General features: G+C 62.9%; 19 protein-coding genes and 2 pseudogenes. 10 read left to right on the top strand and 11 right to left on the bottom strand.

The genetic code is table 11. From position 1 onward, the window contains the following. Window positions 1-54: 54 nt before the first annotated feature. On the bottom strand, window positions 55-489 hold the full coding sequence (locus tag AC5ZFO_RS18850) for a GAF domain-containing protein (protein ID WP_496122339.1): 435 nt from the start codon (window positions 487-489) through the stop codon (window positions 55-57). 340 nt (window positions 490-829) lie between these two features. Between AC5ZFO_RS18850 and AC5ZFO_RS18855 the strand changes: the two genes are divergently transcribed. Next, the gene (locus tag AC5ZFO_RS18855) at window positions 830-1,324 is read left to right on the top strand and encodes an Lrp/AsnC family transcriptional regulator (protein ID WP_496122340.1); all 495 of its coding nucleotides are present in this window, start codon (window positions 830-832) and stop codon (window positions 1,322-1,324) included. Window positions 1,325-2,778: 1,454 nt separating this feature from the next. Here AC5ZFO_RS18855 and AC5ZFO_RS18860 read toward each other — a convergent pair. Both AC5ZFO_RS18860 and AC5ZFO_RS18865 read right to left on the bottom strand, forming a co-directional pair. Next, window positions 2,779-3,006, bottom strand: a complete 228-nt coding sequence (locus AC5ZFO_RS18860; RefSeq protein WP_496122341.1) for a hypothetical protein — start codon at window positions 3,004-3,006, stop codon at window positions 2,779-2,781. A gap of 396 nt (window positions 3,007-3,402) precedes the next feature. Further along, a complete protein-coding gene (locus AC5ZFO_RS18865; protein ID WP_496122342.1) occupies window positions 3,403-3,570 on the bottom strand; it encodes a hypothetical protein in 168 nt (55 codons plus the stop codon). 317 nt (window positions 3,571-3,887) lie between these two features. Here AC5ZFO_RS18865 and AC5ZFO_RS18870 point away from each other — a divergent pair, with 317 nt between their 5' ends. Beyond that, the gene (locus tag AC5ZFO_RS18870) at window positions 3,888-4,079 is read left to right on the top strand and encodes a hypothetical protein (protein ID WP_496122343.1); all 192 of its coding nucleotides are present in this window, start codon (window positions 3,888-3,890) and stop codon (window positions 4,077-4,079) included. Between the two features lie 56 nt (window positions 4,080-4,135). Here AC5ZFO_RS18870 and AC5ZFO_RS18875 read toward each other — a convergent pair whose 3' ends face one another. After that, window positions 4,136-7,219 carry an EAL domain-containing protein gene (locus tag AC5ZFO_RS18875; RefSeq protein WP_496122344.1) on the bottom strand — a complete coding sequence of 1,028 codons (3,084 nt, stop codon included), beginning with the start codon at window positions 7,217-7,219 and terminating at the stop codon, window positions 4,136-4,138. Window positions 7,220-7,468: 249 nt separating this feature from the next. Beyond that, window positions 7,469-8,425: an RNA polymerase sigma factor RpoH gene (rpoH, locus tag AC5ZFO_RS18880; protein WP_496122391.1), complete on the bottom strand. Its 957-nt coding sequence runs from the start codon at window positions 8,423-8,425 to the stop codon at window positions 7,469-7,471. Between the two features lie 381 nt (window positions 8,426-8,806). On the opposite strand from rpoH, the gene AC5ZFO_RS18885 reads away from it, so the two are divergent. From AC5ZFO_RS18885 to AC5ZFO_RS18895, 3 genes are all read left to right on the top strand, one after another. Then, entirely contained in the window at window positions 8,807-9,265 is a 459-nt protein-coding gene (locus AC5ZFO_RS18885; RefSeq protein WP_496122345.1) for an Hsp20 family protein, read from the top strand. A gap of 81 nt (window positions 9,266-9,346) precedes the next feature. Further along, on the top strand, window positions 9,347-9,835 hold the full coding sequence (locus AC5ZFO_RS18890) for an Hsp20/alpha crystallin family protein (protein WP_496122346.1): 489 nt from the start codon (window positions 9,347-9,349) through the stop codon (window positions 9,833-9,835). Window positions 9,836-9,915: 80 nt separating this feature from the next. Continuing rightward, window positions 9,916-10,245 carry a hypothetical protein gene (locus AC5ZFO_RS18895; RefSeq protein ID WP_496122347.1) on the top strand — a complete coding sequence of 110 codons (330 nt, stop codon included), beginning with the start codon at window positions 9,916-9,918 and terminating at the stop codon, window positions 10,243-10,245. A 469-nt stretch (window positions 10,246-10,714) separates the two neighbouring features. On the opposite strand, the gene AC5ZFO_RS18900 is transcribed toward AC5ZFO_RS18895, so the two are convergent. After that, window positions 10,715-11,101 (bottom strand): response regulator transcription factor, encoded by a 387-nt coding sequence (locus tag AC5ZFO_RS18900; protein WP_496122348.1) that lies wholly within the window; start codon window positions 11,099-11,101, stop codon window positions 10,715-10,717. A gap of 112 nt (window positions 11,102-11,213) precedes the next feature. Then, window positions 11,214-11,576, bottom strand: coding sequence for a PRC-barrel domain-containing protein (locus AC5ZFO_RS18905; RefSeq protein WP_496122392.1), 363 nt, complete (start codon window positions 11,574-11,576; stop codon window positions 11,214-11,216). 161 nt (window positions 11,577-11,737) lie between these two features. Here AC5ZFO_RS18905 and AC5ZFO_RS18910 point away from each other — a divergent pair, with 161 nt between their 5' ends. Next, window positions 11,738-11,929: a hypothetical protein gene (locus AC5ZFO_RS18910; protein WP_496122349.1), complete on the top strand. Its 192-nt coding sequence runs from the start codon at window positions 11,738-11,740 to the stop codon at window positions 11,927-11,929. A 266-nt stretch (window positions 11,930-12,195) separates the two neighbouring features. On the opposite strand, the gene AC5ZFO_RS18915 is transcribed toward AC5ZFO_RS18910, so the two are convergent. The 3 genes and pseudogenes from AC5ZFO_RS18915 to AC5ZFO_RS18925 all read right to left on the bottom strand — a co-directional run bounded on the left by AC5ZFO_RS18915 (window position 12,196) and on the right by AC5ZFO_RS18925 (window position 14,819). Next, window positions 12,196-12,843 (bottom strand): trimeric intracellular cation channel family protein, encoded by a 648-nt coding sequence (locus AC5ZFO_RS18915; RefSeq protein WP_496122350.1) that lies wholly within the window; start codon window positions 12,841-12,843, stop codon window positions 12,196-12,198. A gap of 93 nt (window positions 12,844-12,936) precedes the next feature. Beyond that, window positions 12,937-14,205 carry an amidohydrolase gene (locus tag AC5ZFO_RS18920; protein WP_496122351.1) on the bottom strand — a complete coding sequence of 423 codons (1,269 nt, stop codon included), beginning with the start codon at window positions 14,203-14,205 and terminating at the stop codon, window positions 12,937-12,939. Window positions 14,206-14,259: 54 nt separating this feature from the next. Next, window positions 14,260-14,819 (bottom strand): annotated as a pseudogene (locus AC5ZFO_RS18925) (NADPH-dependent FMN reductase). A gap of 584 nt (window positions 14,820-15,403) precedes the next feature. Between AC5ZFO_RS18925 and AC5ZFO_RS18930 the strand changes: the two are divergent. The 4 genes and pseudogenes from AC5ZFO_RS18930 (at window position 15,404) to AC5ZFO_RS18945 (ending at window position 18,459) form a co-directional block, all read left to right on the top strand. Next, window positions 15,404-16,099 (top strand): protein-L-isoaspartate(D-aspartate) O-methyltransferase, encoded by a 696-nt coding sequence (locus tag AC5ZFO_RS18930; protein ID WP_496122352.1) that lies wholly within the window; start codon window positions 15,404-15,406, stop codon window positions 16,097-16,099. 650 nt (window positions 16,100-16,749) lie between these two features. Further along, window positions 16,750-17,388: a LabA-like NYN domain-containing protein gene (locus AC5ZFO_RS18935; RefSeq protein ID WP_496122353.1), complete on the top strand. Its 639-nt coding sequence runs from the start codon at window positions 16,750-16,752 to the stop codon at window positions 17,386-17,388. Between the two features lie 166 nt (window positions 17,389-17,554). After that, window positions 17,555-17,782: pseudogene (locus AC5ZFO_RS18940) on the top strand (efflux RND transporter permease subunit); the annotation flags it as partial. Between the two features lie 389 nt (window positions 17,783-18,171). Next, a complete protein-coding gene (locus tag AC5ZFO_RS18945; protein ID WP_496122354.1) occupies window positions 18,172-18,459 on the top strand; it encodes a hypothetical protein in 288 nt (95 codons plus the stop codon). On the opposite strand, the gene AC5ZFO_RS18950 is transcribed toward AC5ZFO_RS18945, so the two are convergent. Further along, on the bottom strand, window positions 18,460-19,218 hold the full coding sequence (locus tag AC5ZFO_RS18950) for a hypothetical protein (protein ID WP_496122355.1): 759 nt from the start codon (window positions 19,216-19,218) through the stop codon (window positions 18,460-18,462). Between the last annotated feature and the right edge of the window lie 27 nt (window positions 19,219-19,245).

Here is a 19,245-nt window from a genome sequence, read left to right on the forward strand (position 1 = left end):
CAGGCGTCCGGCTCCTCGCATACCGAGCCTGGCTCGGAAAGCTTCCGCCTTCCGCTACTCGGCGGTCCACGCCAACGCCAGCAGCATCGCAAACGGACGGACGACCAAAGCGTGTTCACGACTATAGTGGCCCGCTTCGTGAAGAAGGTTAAGACTGCCGAGCGTTACTCCCGCCCCCACCACGGGAACGTTGAGCACCGCGCCGCAGCCGAGCGAGAATATCGCGTCGTGGTCGGGAAAGCGTTCGCGCACCAGTTCGGGCGTTTCGCTGACGACGGGACGACCGGCGTCGAGCATGGCCCGTAACCACGCATCTGCCGTTATGTCCTTCGTCCCACCGACGGAGTAACCTGCCGGATCGCTGGTGTGCATTCGACGTACCAAATTGCCTTCGACGCGCAAAATCGTCAAAAGCCTGAAACCGACGAGATCGCTCAGGGCGCTCTCGACCAACCCGTACGCTTTTTCCGGCCCGAAATCGGACCGCACGTGATCTGCGGCCTCCGAGAAAAGCTCAAGTGCTCGTCGAGACATCGTCAGTACCTTTCGATCGACCGGCGGAGTCGGACTGGTTCATAAAGAGGTAACCGTCAAACGGCGACGGCAAACCAGTGACTTCTACCGCGTCGGCGCCCGAACTTCGGCGACGCCGGACACTTAAGTGTCCGAACCCTCTCTCAATGTATGGCCTGCCGCTATATTCATCCGTGCTCCGGCATCCCGAACGAGACGAAATGCTCGGCCGCCCGTGGACCTGAGAAACCAGCCGGGAAAAAGCTGCCAGGTGTCTGGCCATCCGTAAATCGGCGGCCCGTATGGAGGCGATCCCATGAACGGTGCTACGAAGCTCGATCGTATTGATCTGAACATCCTCGTCCAATTGCAAAAGGACGGGCGGATGACGAACGCGAATCTCGCGGAAGCCGTCGGTCTCTCCGCAAGCCCTTGCCTGCAGCGCGTGAAGCGGCTCGAAGCCGCCGGCTACATCACGGGCTTCGGCGCTCAGATCAATCTGTCCAAACTAACCGAGAGCATCACAGTCTTTACCGAAATCACGCTTGTTGATCATCGCAAGGAGGATTTCGTAAAGTTCGAGGCTAACATGCGCAACGTCGACGAGCTTATGGAATGTCATCTCGTCAGCGGCGGCTACGATTACCTGCTCCGTTTTGTGTGTCGTAATATCAATCACTATCAAGAGCGAATGGAAAACTTGCTCGAGCGCAATGTTGGGATCGAGAAGTACTTTAGCTACATCGTTCTTAAATCTCCGATCGTGAAGCATGCCCTTCCGCTAAAAACGTTGATGGATCCTGCGCAATGAGCCCGGCCAGCGTTTCGGCCCGACCACGGCTGGCCGACGCGTGGCTTCCTTCCCCGTAGACCTTCCAAACGACTCCGGCCCTTCTGCACGCTGTAGCACGCCGCAGCTCGATATCAGCCAAACCGGAGTTTGACGGCGACGTGGATCGGTTTTAAGTCGAGGTCCACGACAGTCGACATGCCAATGGAGCACCTACGAAGCCTACGCCAAACCGCGCAGCAGCATCCGATCACACTACTCCCACTCAATGATTTACGAAGACGTTTTCGCGTTGATTTCCAAGCACAAATCCTCAAAGCTGACGGTCTAATGCCGACGGTATACCCGCCCGAATTCTTCGGTCTTGAGTTCACAGGAAAATTTGCGACGCTCTCAGGCTTGGCACCTTCAGCAACTATCGGAATCAATCGACGCAATAAACCACACCAAGGCGAAACGGTCTCCTCTTGGGCTTTGGCCAACTATCAGCCGATACCGTCAGCGGTCATTGGGATGTCGTTTCAGGCATGCGCTTATGGTGGGATAGTTGATCAGCACGCAGTGGACCAGCCGTCCCGAGAAGTTGCAGAAGGTGAGAACCGGCGCTCGTGTCTCTGCGGCGATCTCGCGCGAGCTGCCGAGACCTCCCCTGCGGCCTCTCCCGGCACCTTAACGCTTTAGTGCAAAACTCGGTCGGCCGATAGTCGAACGAGTGCGCGATGCTAGCCTCCGAGGGATTTTTCTTGATCTCCCGCTGGATGGTGCTCAACACGCGGCCCTCTAACCGATTGCCAATCCTGAATTCTCGTTCCAATCCATCATGGGCTAGTTCGAGCTAGCTCCAGCAACCGAAGTCCACCTGAATCCAATCAAGGACAATGTCGTCCAACCAATGACAAGACAGAAGGTCGCCTCTTCCCCTCTCTGCGCTCGATGAGCCCATCGCAGGATCAAAGCGGGGAGGCGTATGCGGCCTTCCGCCCCTCGGCATCGGTCACCTAGATTACCTGTGGCATGGTGTCGGGATGTTCGACCGGCGTGCTCTCCTTCGAACCGTATGTCGCTCCCGTCCATGCCGGGATCCTGCGGCCGCTTCTCCGGAGGGATCGGCGGCAGGTCGGGCTCTGCGGCATTCATTGGAGGGGAGTTCCATGAGGGAGCGCCGCGACCGAGAAGGCGCCGGAGTTCGTCGACGGCCTCACCTCACCATCATCGCGCTGTCGTTTCGAAAATCTGGTCCTCAGAGGTCGCGGTGCCGCGTCGTAGCCGCTGCCGCCGAACTGCTGCTCCTCTGAATCCGAAGCCAGGGTCGACGGCCTCTAGCGCGGGCGGCCACGCCTTGAAACCACTGGAAATGCGTCCAGGCCGCGGCAGTCCCCGGCTAAGGAAAGGCGCCAACTCAGGTCCCATGCCGATGCCGACCCCTCGGGCGCCTCGCGTTGCGTGTCGGCGCACCACGGCCATTCCCAGGGCAATTATCCTTTCGGCAGGCCCAGTGCCTCGACGGCCCGAACGCAGATTTGGGCCGGGTCCTTGAGGCCGGTCTGACCGATCTCGATAATCTTCTTGGCAATCAATTCGGTGAGAGGGTCGTTCCGATCCTGCACGCCAATCGTGCGCAGGGCCTGTTCGTAAGCTTTGGAAAGCCGCGTGATCTCCTCAGGCCCTAGGGGTGAGTTTTGAAGTATTCGGTAGATCGCCAATTGTTAGTCCCCCGCTAGACACAGCGTAGCACCAGTCCGCTGAGGTAACATTGCGAATTACGAGCTAATTTTAACTACCACTTTATGCTGTGGAGTGCCGCTTCGAGGCCGTAAAGGTCCGTGGCAATCGGGGATCTGCGACGGCAGCTGGCCACGGTCGGACCCGCCCGATCTGTTCGCGAAACATCATCGCTGATCGCGAAGGATTTCGAGCGATCTCGTCCTGGGAAGACGCCGGAGTATCTCAAGCGGCGCGCATCCTTTTCGAGAGAAGACAGAGTCCTTTCTCCCCGACCGGAGACCCGTCCAGCGGCGATTTCGGCGACGCCAAGGTGATCCGAAAGTTCGGCGAGGTGCCGGACGATCTCAGCGCGTTGTGACGGACACGAGCTGGGATCATTCCTCGCTTGGGGCGGCAGCATCTCCTGCAGCGAGCAGGCTCAGCGCGGTCTCGATCTGCGCGAGCAGCCTCTCGATCTCCTCGCGTTCGTTCGGGCCCGGGTTGCTCTCGAGCTGCTCTAGAAGCCGCTCCTTCCGCGCAAGCAGCTTTGCGACCGTCGACACGCGCACCTCCCGATGTGTGGCATCTACAAAACAAGTTGGTATGCCCGGGACGAACTTGCCAGTCCTGGCTTTGCGACGGTTGACGCTACGGGTCAGTGGCCGCCGACACGGGCGGCCTGTCCGCCGGCGACCGTTCGGCGCCGTTCATGGGCCGCCCGCAGTGAGGGCACGGCTTCCGATCGAATGTAGTGACATTTGGCTTTCCCCCGCGGGAGTTTCAGCGTAGTGCCGCTTGGCAGGCGGGCACAAGCAATGTCTTGACGTAAACCTCGCCGATCATCGAAGATCGGCCTTCGGCAATGTTGTGGGGTGGCGTCATGGAAGACTTCAGCGGCTTCGCGCAGCGCGCACGAGACCTGGCGGAGAAGGCGGACCCGTTCACACGAAGGCGGTTGCTCGATTTGGCCAAGAGATACGACGCCAAGACCAAACCTGCCGGACGCGCCAGGCCGCTGCCGCCGCCGCGCACAACCCCGCCCTCGACGATCTCCGGCACCGGCGAAGCATGACTTAGCCCCGACCGCGACTGAACTTCGTGGTGTCGCGCGCGCTCGGCGGCTGGGATTCACGAGACGCCGCGCAGTCGGAGCTTCTTGTCCTTCTTTGGAGTGGCCAAGCTTCCAGGCCGGCCGATCAGGTATCCCTGCATCTCGTCGCAACCCTCTTGCAGGAGAAGCGACATTTGCGGGTCGGTCTCGATCCCCTCCGCGAGCACCGGTATGCCGAGCCCATGGGCGAGGCCGATCACGGCCCGTACGATGGCCACCGACCGCTCGCTCTGCCCGAGCGAGGCGACGAAGGACCGATCGATCTTGATCCTGTCCAGAGGAAACGCCTCGATGTATGACAAGGAGGAATAACCAGTTCCGAAGTCGTCCAGCGCAATCAATATGCCGAGGTTCTTGAGAGACTGCATCGCCTTCTTGGCACGCGCAATATCCTCGATGAAGACGCCTTCGGTGATCTCGAGCTCCAGGCGGGACGCCGGAAGTCGGCTCTCCCGCAGGGCCTGCCGGACCTGCACATCAAGGTTATCCCGGCGGAACTGCGCTGCGGAGACGTTGACCGCCACCCTTAGGGACTGGTCCCACGAGGCGGCTTCCCTGCATGCCTCCATCAGCACCCAGTCGTCGATCTGCGCGATCGAGCCGCTCTGCTCTGCGATCGAGATGAATTCTCCGGGAGGGACGATCCCGCGGACGGGATGTCGCCAGCGAACGAGCGCCTCGTATCCCGTGATGTGGCCATCCCTGTGCTGTTGCGGCTGGTAATCCAGATAGAGTTCGCCCCGCTCGACCGCGAACCGCAGGTCGTGTTCGATGGCCCGACGGTCCCGAAGCTGCTGGTCCATGGCGCTTGTAAACAGGCGGATCGCGCCTCTGCCCTCGTGCTTGGCCCGATAAAGGGCAGCATCGGCGTTCGCCAGCAGCGAGACGGCGTCGTGCGCGTCCCTCGGGAACGCGGCCACGCCGATGCAGAGATCGACGTTCAGGGCGTGACCCTCGACTTCGATCGGACGTTCGAAGGCGGCGCGCATCCTGGTCGCCAGCAGTTCAGCGCTTGCCGGTAACGGCATTTCCTCGGTGATGCCGATGAATTCATCTCCGCCGACGCGGGCCACGTAAGAACCTCTCGCTGCCTCTTGAAGGCGTATCGAGACTTCGCGAAGCACGGCGTCCCCGACCGCGTGGCCGAACAGGTCATTGATTTCCTTGAAGTGGTCGAGATCGATGCAGAGCACGGCGAGGCCGTTGCCGGTGACCTGCGCTCGGTCGATCGCGGCTTCGAGATGCTGATCCAGCGCCGCCCTGTTTGGCAATTCGGTCAGGGCGTCATGGCAAGCCAGATAGCTAATCTTCTCCTGGGTCCGGTTGCGCTCGGTGACGTCGAAGGCGACGCATACGTGAGCAGCGCGTCCGTCGTAAACGAGCGGCCGGGACTCGATCACGACCTGGATCACCTCGCCGCATGCGGTTCTCTGCAGCTCGCAGTCGCGTTCCGACCCGTCGTCCGGCTCTCCCCACTCGAGCTGCTGCTCGGTCATGGAGAGGAGCTCCTCGCGCCGATAGCCATAATGGCGGCACATCGCGCCGTTCACGGCGATCAGTTGCCGCGTCTTCGTGTCCGCCACCCACATCGGAAGCGGGTTCTCCTCGAAAAGAAGGCGGAAGGACGCCTCGCGCCGCTTCAGATCGGTGATGTCGATCCTGACCCCGATGCTTCCGCCGTCGGAGGTCCGTCTCTCCTCGACGCGGATCCACCGGTCACCGGCCAGATGCTGTTCGTGGGTGTGCCTGGGCAGCATGTGCCGGGCCATGCGCTCGGCAAGCCACTCCTGTTCCTGGCCCATCGCTTCAGGGTACTGTCCTCGCGCGAGGCCGACCCGGAGAATGTTTTCGAACGGCGTCCCGCTCGCGAGGGCCTCCTCGCTCGCCGCGTAGACCTCCGCGTACTGCCGGTTCCACAGCACCAGGCGGTCCTCTTTGTCGAAGACCGCGAGCCCTTCGGGGACTACGTCCAGCGCCTCAGTAAGATGAGTGTGTGCGGCGCGGGCAGCGGCTTCGGCCCGCTCGGCTGCGACCTTGGCCTCGGCGAGCGCGGCCTCGGTCCGGTGACGCTCGGTGATGTCCTCGTGGGTCGCGACCCAGCCCTTGCCCTCCATGGGGCGATGCCGGATGCGGACGATGCGCCCGTTGGTCAGTTCGACCGTGGTGTCCGATTGCTGGGCGATCACCGGAGCGCTGTTGCGCCAGATCAGATAGTCCTGCTTCGACATCTTCGGTGCACTGCCGACCGAATAGCGAAGGTCGACGATGTCGTTCAGCCTCATGCCCGGCTGGACCATCTCGGGATCGAGATCGTAGATCTCCAGGTACGGGCGATTGCAGACGATCAGGCGCTGGTCCTCGTCGAAGAAGCAAAGTCCGTGGGACATGTTGTTCAGGGCCGTGTCGAAGCGCTCGGCGAAGGCGGTAGCGGTCTGCTCCGCAGCCCTTGCGCGCTCGCCTTCTTCCGTCAACCTGCCATGGGTTTGAACCAGTTGAACGAAGGACCGGAAGTTGGTGTTGATCATTCGGCCGAGCAGGACGAGGAGCAGCAGCAGATTGATCCCGAGCGAGATCATCATCCCGTCCCCTGAGATCAGCAGCACCGCCGCGATGGGGCCGCCGGCGATCAACATGGTTAGCAGGGAGGCCGGCGGGAAGCTGCCGAGGCAATAGGCGGTGCCGACGCAGCCCATGAACACGAGCAGCGCCACGGGTGCGCGGAGACTGGGATCGACGGCCCAGAACAGCGCCAGAATCCAGAGCACGAACCCGGTGTTGAGCACCACCGCCACGAGCCGGGTTCTGACGAGCTGTCGAAAGGCCTCCTCGGGGGTGAAGTCGACGCCGTTCAAGCGGATCCATTGGATCAGTCGAATGAGGCAGATGGCAAGGAGTGCTGCGGGCAGCGCAAATCGGAGCCAGGCGGATACCGTGGATGGAAGCACGAGCCCTACGCTGATACTGTCGACCAGCAGAACGGCGTAGAGAACCGGTATCTGTTTCCGGAGCACGTGGAATTGCCCGACGAGCAACGAACGACCGAGCTGGTCGTTCGTACTGCCGATGGAGAAAGCGCCGCGCGTTCGGGAGAGTAAGCCCATCGAGAAGTCCCCAGCCGATCAATAAGCTAGGGGACGAGTGTCGAACGGCACGTAAACGTCCTTGGTGTTTTTGAGCTTAACGGTACTGCTGCAATTGCGAAGGTCCGCGCCCGTTCGGCGATCCGTGACGACCTCGCCGTCGTCAGGAACCGACGTGGGAGGGCGCCCAATGAAAATCGCGGCCGTCGATGCGCTCCGCGAAGCGAGGCTTCGCGTCATCCACGCGATCACAGGCGACGGTCGGACCGTTCATGCGCGGCGGGTGCCGACCGGCAGTCGTAGCCGAGGCCTGGGCGCAGCGACCGGACTCTCGCGGCTGCCATCGCGGCGCTGAGAGCTGCCTTCCATCTCGGCCGTGACGGCCGCCCTGATCTTCTGCAGGACGCGGCCTTCGATCTGACGCACGCGCTCGCGCGAGACGCGCAGATTCCGAGCGAGTTCGTCGAGCGTCGACGGCGGTTCGGCCATGAATCTCGCCTCGATGATGCGCCGTTCGCGCTCAGACAGAGCAGTCAGAGCGCGGCTAACGGCGGCACGGGCGCGTTGCCGGTCCTCCGCTTCGGCTATCAGCGTCTCCGGATCCGGGGAATCGTCGCTCACCAGGTCGAGCATCTCCCCCGGAGAGCCATCTTCAGTGACGGGCACGTTCAGCGACATGTCGCCCCGCATCCTGCCGTTCATCTCGACGACGTCGCGATCGGAGACGCCGAGATCCTGGGCGACATACTCGACCTGGTCGGCCGTCAACTCGGCGTCGTCCCGAACGCCGAGCCGGCTCTTGAGCTTGCGCAGGTTGAAGAAAAGCTTCTTTTGTGCGGGCGTGGTACCCATCCTTACCAAGGACCAAGACCTCAGGACGTATTCCTGCACGGTCGCCTTGATCCACCAGATCGCGTACGTGGCGAGCCGGAACCCTTTGTCGGGATCGAACCTCTTGACCGCCTGCATGAGACCGACATTCGCTTCCGAAATCAGGTCGCCAACGGGCAGTCCGTAGCCGCGGTAGCGAAGCGCAATCTTGGCCGCCAGGCGGAGATGACTTGTGACGAGGCGATAGGCCGCTTCGCGATCTCCATGTTCGCGCCACCGACGCGCATACGACGTTTCATCGGCGGGTTCGAGCAGCGGAAATTCGCGGATCGCGGTCAGATAGCGAGAAAGCCCAGCCTCCGAACGGACGGCGGGAACTTGCGACAGAAGCGACAGACTGCTCATAGCCAATCCTCCAAGGAGCAATTCTGGTGCGAGCTCCGCCAGCGAAACCTTGGGCCCTGGTTTCGGCGCCCGCGATGTCGTTCCGGCGGCGAACGCAAAATTGCGAAAGAACCGAATTGTTCCGCATGATCCGCCGCCGCGCGCGCTCTGCGCCATCGGTCCTGACTCCTTCCGCGTCCTGCGCGCCGTCCAATTTTTTTCGACGGCCTCTTGAAACGCTTTTGCGCTTTTCTAGTTTTTTCCTTGCCGCGAGAGCGGTGTGCCGGACGCCAGATTGGGTCCGGCACGGGCGCCGGTCTGGAAACTTCGGACCCGTCTGGATTTCCGCCCTGCGCTCCTTCGTACCCATCTTGCTCTTTGGAGGACTTGGTTATGAGGACCACGTTTGACTTCGCGCCCCTGTGGCGCTCCACCATCGGCTTCGACCACTTGGCCGACCTCGTCGACAGCACACTGCGCCAGACGAACGAGGACAACTATCCCCCCTACAACATCGAACGCTCCAACGAGGATCACTACCGGATCACGTTGGCCGTCGCAGGGTTCGGCGCGGACGACATCACTGTGACGGCCGAGCAGAATGCGCTCACCGTCGAAGGGAGGAAGCCCGAAAAGCCGGCCGGCGAATATCTCTTCCAGGGGATCGCCGCACGTCCGTTCCGGCGCGTGTTCAACCTCGCTGATTACGTCCAGGTGAAGCAGGCGTCCTTCAAGGACGGGCTCCTGGTGATCGACCTGTTGCGCGAGGTTCCGGAAGCCATGAAGCCTCGCCGCATTCAGATCGCGGGCGCATCTCCTTCGTCGCAGATCGAGCAGAAGGAAGCAGCTTAAGCCGATCTGGAGCGCTGGCCTAGGAGCGCGGAGGCACGCGACCTCCGCGCTCGGGAGACCATCGAAGGAAGGAGAAAAAACATGGCTGTTCGCGACCTCATTCCCTGGAGGAACCAGGACGTCGCCACGTCACGTGGCGACTACGATCCGTTCATGACGCTCCACCGCGAAATGAACCGTCTGTTCGACCAGGCCCTCCGCGGCTTCGGCGGGTCGGACCTTTCGCCGCTCATGGAAGGCCGCTTCGGCTGGCCGAAGCTCGAGCTCAACGAGACCGACAAGGCGCTGACCGTGTCGGCCGAGCTGCCGGGCATGACGGAAAAGGACGTCAACGTCGAAATCAAGAACGGCGTCCTCACCATCCGCGGCGAGAAGAAGAACGAGCGCAAAGACGAAGGAAAATACTTCACCGAGCGCTACTACGGCGCCTTCGAGCGGCAGATTCCGCTGCAGGACGTCGAGGAAGACAAGGCCGAGGCGTCGTTCAAGGACGGCGTCCTGACGATCTCGCTGCCGAAGTCCGACAAGCCGCAGGCGGGCGTTAAACGCATCGCCATCAATACCCAGTAGCGAATCCGGGCGGCGGCCCCCTCCGCCGCCCGGCCCGTAATCGAAACCATCCCGAAGAAAGGAGCGTAGGGAGGCAACCGATGAGCAATGCCAGCACGATCACCGGCAATCTCGATCCCCTCTTCCACCCGGCCGCGCATTATGCGTCTCCGGACGATGTTCTGAACGACGGTGAACTCTCCATCCCGGAGAAGAGGATCATCCTGTCGTCCTGGGCATCCGACATGTTCGCGGTCGAATCCTGTCCCGCCCTGCGCGAAATCCCAGGCATGGGCCACACCCTTCGCTTGGCCGATATTCTCGCCGCGTTGCGGCGGCTGGACGGAGAGGACGACGATCCGCCCCGACCGGGCGGCGTCCCCATGCGGCTGCGGCGGCCTTGGGCCGCCGCGCAGCGGCAGTCCGCATGATGTTCACGCAGGCCATTCTCACGATGGTGTTGTTCGGGCACGCAACCGCGGCCTTCGCCATGCCATTTGTCGCGTGCCTGAACGGACGAGACGGCACTACGACCGAACTCAGTTTGGCAGGTCCCGCCGGAGCATCCTGATCCCGCAGGGCGCTCACATACCAACATCGCTATGAAGACCAACTCGCGCCAGTATCTGGATTCAGGGGGAACCTGGGACCGGACCTACCTCGAGTCGCTGATCCGAGAGGATTTCGAGCGATGCCATCCCGGCGAGACGCTCGAGGATCTCAAGGGGCGGGCGTCCTTTTCGCGAGAGGACAGAGGCCTGCTGCGGGACTGGATGGAGGTCGCGGCGGCTCGCGCCACGGCCGCACGCGCGGCTAAGGGATAGCATTAGCACTCGACGATCCGCTAGCCACCCGTTGCGTGCTTCGATCGAAGGATCGGAAGCTCACAACGATCCCGGTTCACCCCGGCGAGGCCCCCGTATCGAGTAGCTCCGAGACGGCGGCAGCCAGTTGCGCCGGCGCAAACGGCTTCTCGATCAGGATGCTGCCATCGACTCCTTGCGATTTCCAGTCCGGCGCGCTGGCGCTCGTCATGTAGACCACGGGAAACCCAGGCGTGATTTCCCTGACCTGTCGCGCCAGCTCCCATCCGCTGATGCCATCACCGAGGTTGACGTCCGTCAGCAGCGCCCGACATCCCTCCTGCCCGTCGCGAAAGGTGGACAGGGCCGCCTCTCCCGAATGGACCGAGCAGGCCTCATAACCGCCATCCGACAAGGCATCCTCGACGAAGCCGGCGATCAGAGCTTCATCCTCCACGACCAGGACACGAACGGCGTCACTCATTTCTAGTCTCCTCGGTGATCGAGCGGGTCGTCTCGCACGACGGCGAGTGCTTGGCCCCAGGTCCGGAGGAAGCGCGCTCCGCCACGCCAGGCACCAGGAGTGCCCTGCCGTCTCAAGCCACCGGCACACCGTAGTAGGCATTCACGGAGCGCGTCCTCGCCGGGTCGCTCCAATTCCAACTGCTCTCGTCGGCGTATTTGGGGGCGCTGCGGAGCTGGTCCTGGGTGATGCCGGTGACGTAGCCGCCGAGGTTGCTGTCGTATTTCAGCGCCTGCCAGGGCAGCGGATAGTGATCGTCGCCGATGCCGAGCAGACCACCGAAGCTGAGCACCGCGTAAGACACCCTGCCGCTGACCTTGTCGATCATGACGCGCTCGATGTAGCCGACCTTTTCTGCGTCGGCCCCGTACACGTTCGTGCCCTCAACCTTGTCGCTGCCGATCAGGCTGAACGTCTCGCGATCTTCCATGGCCATGTTGACCTCCTGGATGTTGCCTTCGGAAGTCAACGGGGCCACGATGCCTCCGTTCCTGGCAGATGCCGTGGCGAAAACTTGATTTCCAAGGTATCGAGCGGCCGGTTCGAATGACGCGGCCGCAATGCGAGCCGGCAGAAGTCGGCGAGCGGAGTTCGAGGATGGATCTGACCGATCTCGAGCGCGATTTTCTGAGGAAGCTCCTGAGCGAATCCTGGGTTAGCCCGTCGACGTTTGACCATGAAATCGTGGCGCGGCTCGTGGAGCAGGGTCTCGTAGAGACCGAACCGCTTCCCTCCGGAGATATCGAGTATCGCATCACCGACGCCGGGCGCGCTGCGGCTGCCGCGTAGCCGGCAGCGGGTGCGCCGCGGTTGGCGATCAAAGCACCAGCGACCTGAGGAGGCCGGATGGAAGCGGCAGCACCGAGTTCCGCACAAGTCAGCTTGGGTTCGGTGCTCGGTAGTCTCGCGGATGGACCGCGCTCCTGCTTGCGCGGATGCGAGCGAAGCCCGATGACCTCTGCCGGGAGCGCGAGGTGCTGCGGGCGGCGGCGCGCCCTCGGGATCGGTCCTCGTAGCCTCGCATGGCACAAGCGGTCCGGCGGGGACGGCGAAAGTCATCCGGATGGCTCGTCATTCTCGTCGGAGCTTCGCTTGTCCAGCGCGGCAATCGGTAGTCTCCATCCGCGGTTCATCGCAATGACGCGAAGACCGAAGCATAGCGCCGCTCCGACCAGCGCGCCCGGGCCCGAGGGGAGTTGAAGCCTGTCGGCGATCACGACGACCGCGGCGCCCAGCAGCGCCGCCACCGCATAAAACTCCGCGCGCAGCACGATCGGGACATCGGCCAGCAGAACATCACGGGCCATGCCACCACCGATTCCCGTGAGCATGCCGAGCAGAATTGCCATGATCGGATTCAATCCGTGCGCCAGCGCCTTATGCGCTCCGGACACAGCAAACAAAGCCAGTCCCGCCGCGTCGAATACCAGCACGGGGTTCCAGCGCCGCGCCAGGACCGACGGAAAGAGGAACGTGATGACGCCGGCAGCGAGCGACACGGCTAGATAACGCCAGTCGTCGACGGCTCCAGGCGGAACGGTCCCGATCAGCACATCTCGCGTGATGCCGCCCGTATTCGCCGCCACGAACGCCAGCACCAGCACGCCGAACAGATCCAGCTTGCGCTTGACCCCCGCCATCGCTCCGCTCAATGCGAAGACGAATGTGCCCACAAGATCCAGCAGATACGGAAGCGAATCCAAGCCTTTTTCCTCAAATGGCAATTGCGTCGGAGACGTCGAAACAGTGCCCGGGTTGCACCTTGTCCCGACGACCGACGTCAACTTCCGACGTCGTCATGGCGCGAGCCAGGCCCGCGCTGCGACAACCAACGTTTCCACGCCCGTGCGCAAGGTCGGGTGGAGAACAGGTGCAAACTTCGGACTGTGGTTGACTGGAAGATCGTTCAGCCGATTGGCAGCCTTGGCTTTGGCGTAAGCGTCCGGATCCGTGCCGCCAACGAACCAGAACACCGAGGGCGAATGCCATTCGGTCCCGAACGAGCCGAAGTCCTCGCTGGCCGGAGCTGGCCCGGTCTCTCGCACCCGCTCGCTGCCGAAATGTCCGCGGAACGCGTCGACCACCCGCTTGCTCGCGTCGCGATCGTTCACGTTCAGAGGATAGTGGTCCAAGGTCGTGATCTCGGGCTTGCGCGGCGCGCCGGACGCCTCGGCCTCGGCGTTGACGATCCGCTCGATCGCGGCCAGCACGCGCTTGCGAACTCCCTCATCGAAGGTCCGCACGTTCAGCTTGATAATGGCTTCGTCCGGAATGACATTCTCCTTTGTACCCGCCTGCAGCGCGCCGATGGTGACGACCGCGGCCTCCGCCGCCGCCACTTCGCGCGAGACGATGGTCTGCAGTCGGATCACCGTCGAGGCCGCCATGATGACGGGGTCAATGCTCGCCTGCGGCATCGATCCATGAGCGCCGCGGCCGAAGAGGCGGATCTGCAGGCTATCCGCGGCGGACGTGATGGCGCCATGGCGTCCCGCGACGGTCCCGGAGGGCCCGACCATCACATGCTGGCCGAGGATCACGTCAGGCTTGGCAAAGCGCTTGAACAGCCCGTCATCGATCATGGCCTGCGCCCCTTCCGCCGTCTCTTCCCCCGGCTGGAAGACCGCCATCAAAGTGCCGCGCCAAGTCGATCTCGCCTCTGCCAGCAAATTGGCGGCGCCCGCCAGCCACGTGACGTGCATGTCGTGACCGCACATGTGCGAAACCGGCACGGTTTCGCCCTCCCGATTGGCTGCCGTCGCCGTGCTCTGATACGGCAAACCTGTCGCCTCCTGGATGGGTAGCGCATCCATGTCGGCGCGCAGCATGACCGCCGGCCCGTCGCCGTTGCGCAGGACGCCCACGACCCCGGTCTTGCCGACGCCCGTCGTCACCTCGTAGCCGGCGGCGCGAAGCCGGTCGGCCGCGAGACCTGCCGTGCGCGTCTCCTGCATCGAAAGCTCCGGATGCGAGTGCACGTCCTTGTAGAGAACCTCCAGTTCGGGAAGCAGACCATCGAGATTTTGCAGTGCCGCCTCGGAAGAACTTGCCCTGGTGCCGTTCATGATCCGATCCTTCCATGACCTGCGTTGCAGGCGGGCAGTCGCCGGTTGTTTCCCCTACGAATTGCCGTTGGCTTCGATCCAGGCAGCGTAGGCCTTCATGAACCCCTCCAAAAACTTGCGCGTCCCGTCGTTGGCGAGCTTACCGTCGGCGTCGAAGAGCTTGTCGGCACCGCCGATATAGGCTTCCGGCTGCTGCATCGCCGGCACGTTCAGAAACACGAGAGACTGACGCAAATGATGGTTGGCGCCGAACCCTCCGATGCCACTAGGCGAGGCGCTGACGACCGCGCCTGGTTTGCCGTCCCACGCGCTCTTGCCGTAGGGTCGCGAACCGATGTCGATGGCGTTCTTCAAGGCGGCCGGCACCGAGCGGTTGTGCTCGGGCGTCGCGAAGAGAACGGCATCCGCAGCCCTGATCCGCTCGCGGAACGAGGTCCATGCGCTGGTGGGGCGTCGTCGCCGTCCTGATTGTAGATCGGCAAGTGCCCGATGTCGACGATGCTGAGCTTCAACGATGACGGAGCAACTCCGACGAGGGCATCGGCCACTTTGCGGTTGATCGAATCCTTCCGGAGGCTGCCGACGATCACGGCAACGTCGCGTGTCCTGTCCATTGCGCACTCCTTTTATCGCGGCTAGACGCCCAAACCACCACCGAACATTGAGCAGCGTCGATCTATCGCCGACGCGACCTGTCGCTCAGCAACCAAATTTTTCAAGGCGCAACGAATGCACGACGGCGACTACCAACGCGCCAAAAGCTTGGCCGCTCCGCGACGATGATGCGGTCATGATCAGAGGAATTCAAATCAACGCGGCCGACGCGACCACCTCCTGCGTGGTCACATCAAGTATGAGCTTGATAATACTTCCGGGTCATCACCTCTCGGTGAGCCGCGGGATCGGCAGGCGCTCGCGTCGCGCCCAGCAGATCGGAAACGTCACTTCTGCCCCGACGGCGCCTAGGCGTCCGCCGTCAGGATCCATTTCATGAGCTTTCTCCAAGGTTCGGTTTCAGCGGGATCAATTCGATCCGGAGGCGGTCGTTCCCACCGCGAGCAGGTTGAAGTGTAGCTCCGCGATCGCTCATCGGCAGCGAAGTCGGCCCTCGTCGGCGAGAGCCACCGCTCCGCAACCCGCGCGTCAAGGAGCAAGTCGCAGGTCTCCGAGTTTTCCATCCGTTAGGGTGAAATCATTCATGTTCGGAGAGGTCATGCGGGCGGTCAAAGAGAGCAAACGGTCCAAGAGGTCCCGCTTCCTCCGCGACGCGATGGTCGACGTGCAGATTGCCGGCCGCGGCATTCGCAGCAGGCGGGTCCTGTTGGCGATGCGGCAGGTTCCCCGCGAAATTTTCCTTGATCGGAGGTTCGCGGAAGCCGCGTACGAAGACAGCGCTGTACCGATCCCGAAAGGACAGACCATCTCTCAACCCTACATCGTCGCCAGGATGCTCGAGGTTGCCGCGATCGCGAAGTCGGACCGGGTTCTGGAGATCGGCGCGGGTTCGGGTTATCTGGCGGCACTCGCCGCCAAGCTCGGGCGGGAGGCTTGCGCGATCGAGCGCCACGAAGCCTTGGTGCGGCGCGCCCGATCGCGCCTTCGGCACCTCGGTTGCCGCAACGTGGATCTGCGCCTTGGGGACGGGACCGCGGGATGGCCGGACGGGGGCGAGTTCGACGTGATCCTGGTGTCGGCCGCCAGCGCCGAGACGCCCACGGTTCTCAAAACTCAACTAGCTCCGTCGGGACGACTGCTCATTCCGCTCGGCGATCCTGATGGTGTGCAGTGGCTGACGAAGCTGACACGCGAGCCGGACGGTCGATTCATTGAGGAAAGGATAGAGGAGGTGCGCTTCGTTCCTCTTGTCTCCGGCAGGGAGCCTCGGAAGCCATGACGGCCAGCTTTGATCTCGCGAAGTCGTCCGAATTCAAGATGCGGCGTTGGCCCGTGCCCGTTCGCGAGCCTCCCGGCGCCGCTCGCAGCGTGGGCGCCGCCGTTTCGCCCCGTCGGCCGGCTACCGCAGCGCAGGCGCCGGGGCGGCGATGGTATAGCGTCAGCGCGAGATGGTGCGGCTTGGCTTTGGCTCCCCGCGCCGCACGGACTGACGGGCGGCCGACAGCAGCGTCAGCAGAAGCCCGCGATTGGCATTGTACCTGGCGGCCCGCCTCCTGCTCTCCGACCCCTGCATGACCACATCGCCTTCAGTCGTACACACGTACCATTTCCAGGCGCGGCCGCGCCTTTTGAGGTGGGTCTCGAAAACGGGCAGCTGGTCGGGCATTGCCACCGTAGGATCAGCCAGAGGGACTTCCATCTATGGTCTGTCTTTCCTTCCCCATCGCGGGTTCAAGCGTGGGAAGGATCAAACAGATTGAAAGCCCAATCGATTAAAGGTAGCTTCACACGCGTCGGAGCCCGCATGCCTCGCGTCGGCACTGCGAGTGAGCGGCAGCATCGAAACCGCCCAAGCCCCACCTTCAGCTACCAATAACCAGACCTCGTGCGGGAGCGCTTTGCTCCGCGTGGGGTAGCCGAGATGTGCCCATGTCGCCCGTCCCTCGCAAGGTCGCTCTCTTCATCGACGGCGCCAACCTGCATGCTACTTCGAAGACCCTTGGCTTCGACATCGACTACAAGCGACTACTAATCGAATTCCAGAGCCGCGGCCCGCTCGTTCGGGCGTTCTACTACACCGCAATCATCGAGGATCAGGAGTTCTCCTCGCTCCGGCCTCTTGTCGACTGGCTGGACTACAACGGATACACCGTGGTCACCAAGGCAACGAAGGAGTTCGTCGACTCTTTCGGGCGGCGCAAGGTGAAGGGCAACATGGATATCGAGCTCGCGGTCGATGCCATGAGCCTGGCCGGGCAGATGGACGTGATGGTGCTGTTTTCGGGCGACGGGGACTTCCGCTCACTGGTCGAGGGGGTGCAGCGCCGCGGCGTCCGGGTGACCGTGGTCTCGACCATCTCCAGCCAGCCACCGATGATCGCCGACGAGCTTCGGCGGCAAGCCGATGTCTTCATCGACCTGATGGAGTTGCGATCCAAAGTCGGCAGGGACCTCTCGGAGCGGCCACCCTTGCGCGAGCGCGCCGTGCCGCGGCCCGTCCGACAGCAGCTTCAGCGGCGCGCCGGCCCGGTTCGGACGCCCGGCGAAAGCGACGACGTCAATCCGTAAAGCGCCATTTGTCTTGCGTACCAGTTCCGTGCCCCACCTCAAACGCCGCGTTCGTGCTTTGAGCGCCGGGAAATTTCCCAGGTTTCTGCAACTGTTCTCCGTAGAATCCGCGAGGGCAGCTTCAAGGCGGAGGGGCGGCCGTTGAGCCTGCAGTCCTCTTGCGTTTCTGCTTGCCCTGGTTGCCTCGCTCGGCTTCGTACCGATGGCACTGGCGACCGGTACCGGCGCCGAGGTCCAGAAGCCGCTGGCGACCGTCGTGATCGGCGGCCTGCTCACCGCGACGCTGCTGACGCTCGTCGTGCTGCCGGCGCTCTATGCCAGGTTCGCAATCCCAGCCGCCTGGGCCCGGCGAAGCGATGACGTTCCGCCCCTCGTCGACCGCGCAGCGGAGTAGTCCGTGCGGTAAAAGGTGATCCCGCTTTTTTGCACGTTCCGATGGACGAGGCCGCCGACCGAGGGATCCTGCTCTCGTCGGCAGGCGCGCTCGCACACGTGGGTGATCGTGAGTCGCCGTCGGACGGCAGGATCGGGCCTGAGCCGCGTTTCTGCCGACGTGGAAGCTATTCTGGGCCGGACACCCGGTTGCGTATGTCGGCGCGGTCGCCGCGGCAATCTTGCTAACCGGCTGCCCCTATGGCCGGCCAAAGAGCGCTGGCATCAGTCTCTAGTCAGAGCACCTGTCTTTTTCGCGGTTCCAGTGCCCCTGCCGTGAGCGAAAACGTGCGTCTCTAAGAACAAAGCTCGCCACGGCGAGTTAATCGCCAAGTCTTGCGAGGAACACCCATGAAAAACGCTCTGTCGCTTGCGCTGTTTTCCGCCCTTTTGTTGACTGTCGGATCAGGGGGCGCTGCGAAAGCGCAAACCACACCTACCCAACAGCCTCAGACGCCCCAACAGTCGGAGCAATCCCGCGGACAGGATCGCAGCCGCGCGGAGGACGTCAAAATCGGGCGCGACTGGAAAGCCGAGGGCGGCGACAGCGACCACGCCAACCAGGCAAAACCGGACGACAGCCATCAGACCGTCGGCCGCGATTGGCGTGCGCATCCCGAGGACCGGGACCGCCAGTAGCTATCGAGGCGGAATCGGGGACGCTTGGCGCGCGGCGTGACCTTCGAAGAAGGAAAGCGGAAAGCCGAAGGTCAGTCCCGCGCGAATCTCGTTCACCGGATGCCTGCCGGTGATCGCATGACGGACTGCGACGTCCAAGCTCAGATCGTCTCGGACGCGGTAAATCAATCCGACCAAGCCGGAAAACGTCTCCTCCCTTCCGAAATCGTTCTCATAGAAGATCTCGGCGACGGGGCGCACCGTCCAATTTGCCGGTCCTTCGATGATGGCACCGAGGAAGAGGTCGCCGTGATGGTCACGGGTCAAGGCCGTCTCGGCATTCAGATGGATGGTCCCCCAATCCCAACGCTGCGAGACGATCCCGGCCACGCTAAAGCCGACGCCTGAATCGCCGGTGCTGTCAGGTATCAGGACGCCAAATTCGGTCGCAATGCTTGGGCCGTTCTTGTCCTGCAGGCTCCCGGGCACCACCACATGCTTGAGGAACGCTCCCGCTGCGGTCAAGCTGGTTGGTCCAGATGGAGAAAGTGGTGTTTGTCCCTGCCCCTCGAAGACGGCTTCCCAATCTTCGCTCAAACCGTAGTTGATGACCCAGGCCGGCGCAATCAGGCTTGCTCCGCTCTCATCGCGCAGACGCCCGGCCGGTTGCAGCTCGATTTCCATTTCCCCTTTCTTTGCGACGGCCGCATCGGTCCCGTCGAAGGGGCGATAGGCCGACGCTGGACCAGACCAGGCGACCAATCCCAGCGCGACCGTCAAGCTCGGCGCAAGCCGTCTTGGAAAGCT

The organism is Bradyrhizobium sp. Unk1 (genome assembly GCF_059512345.1).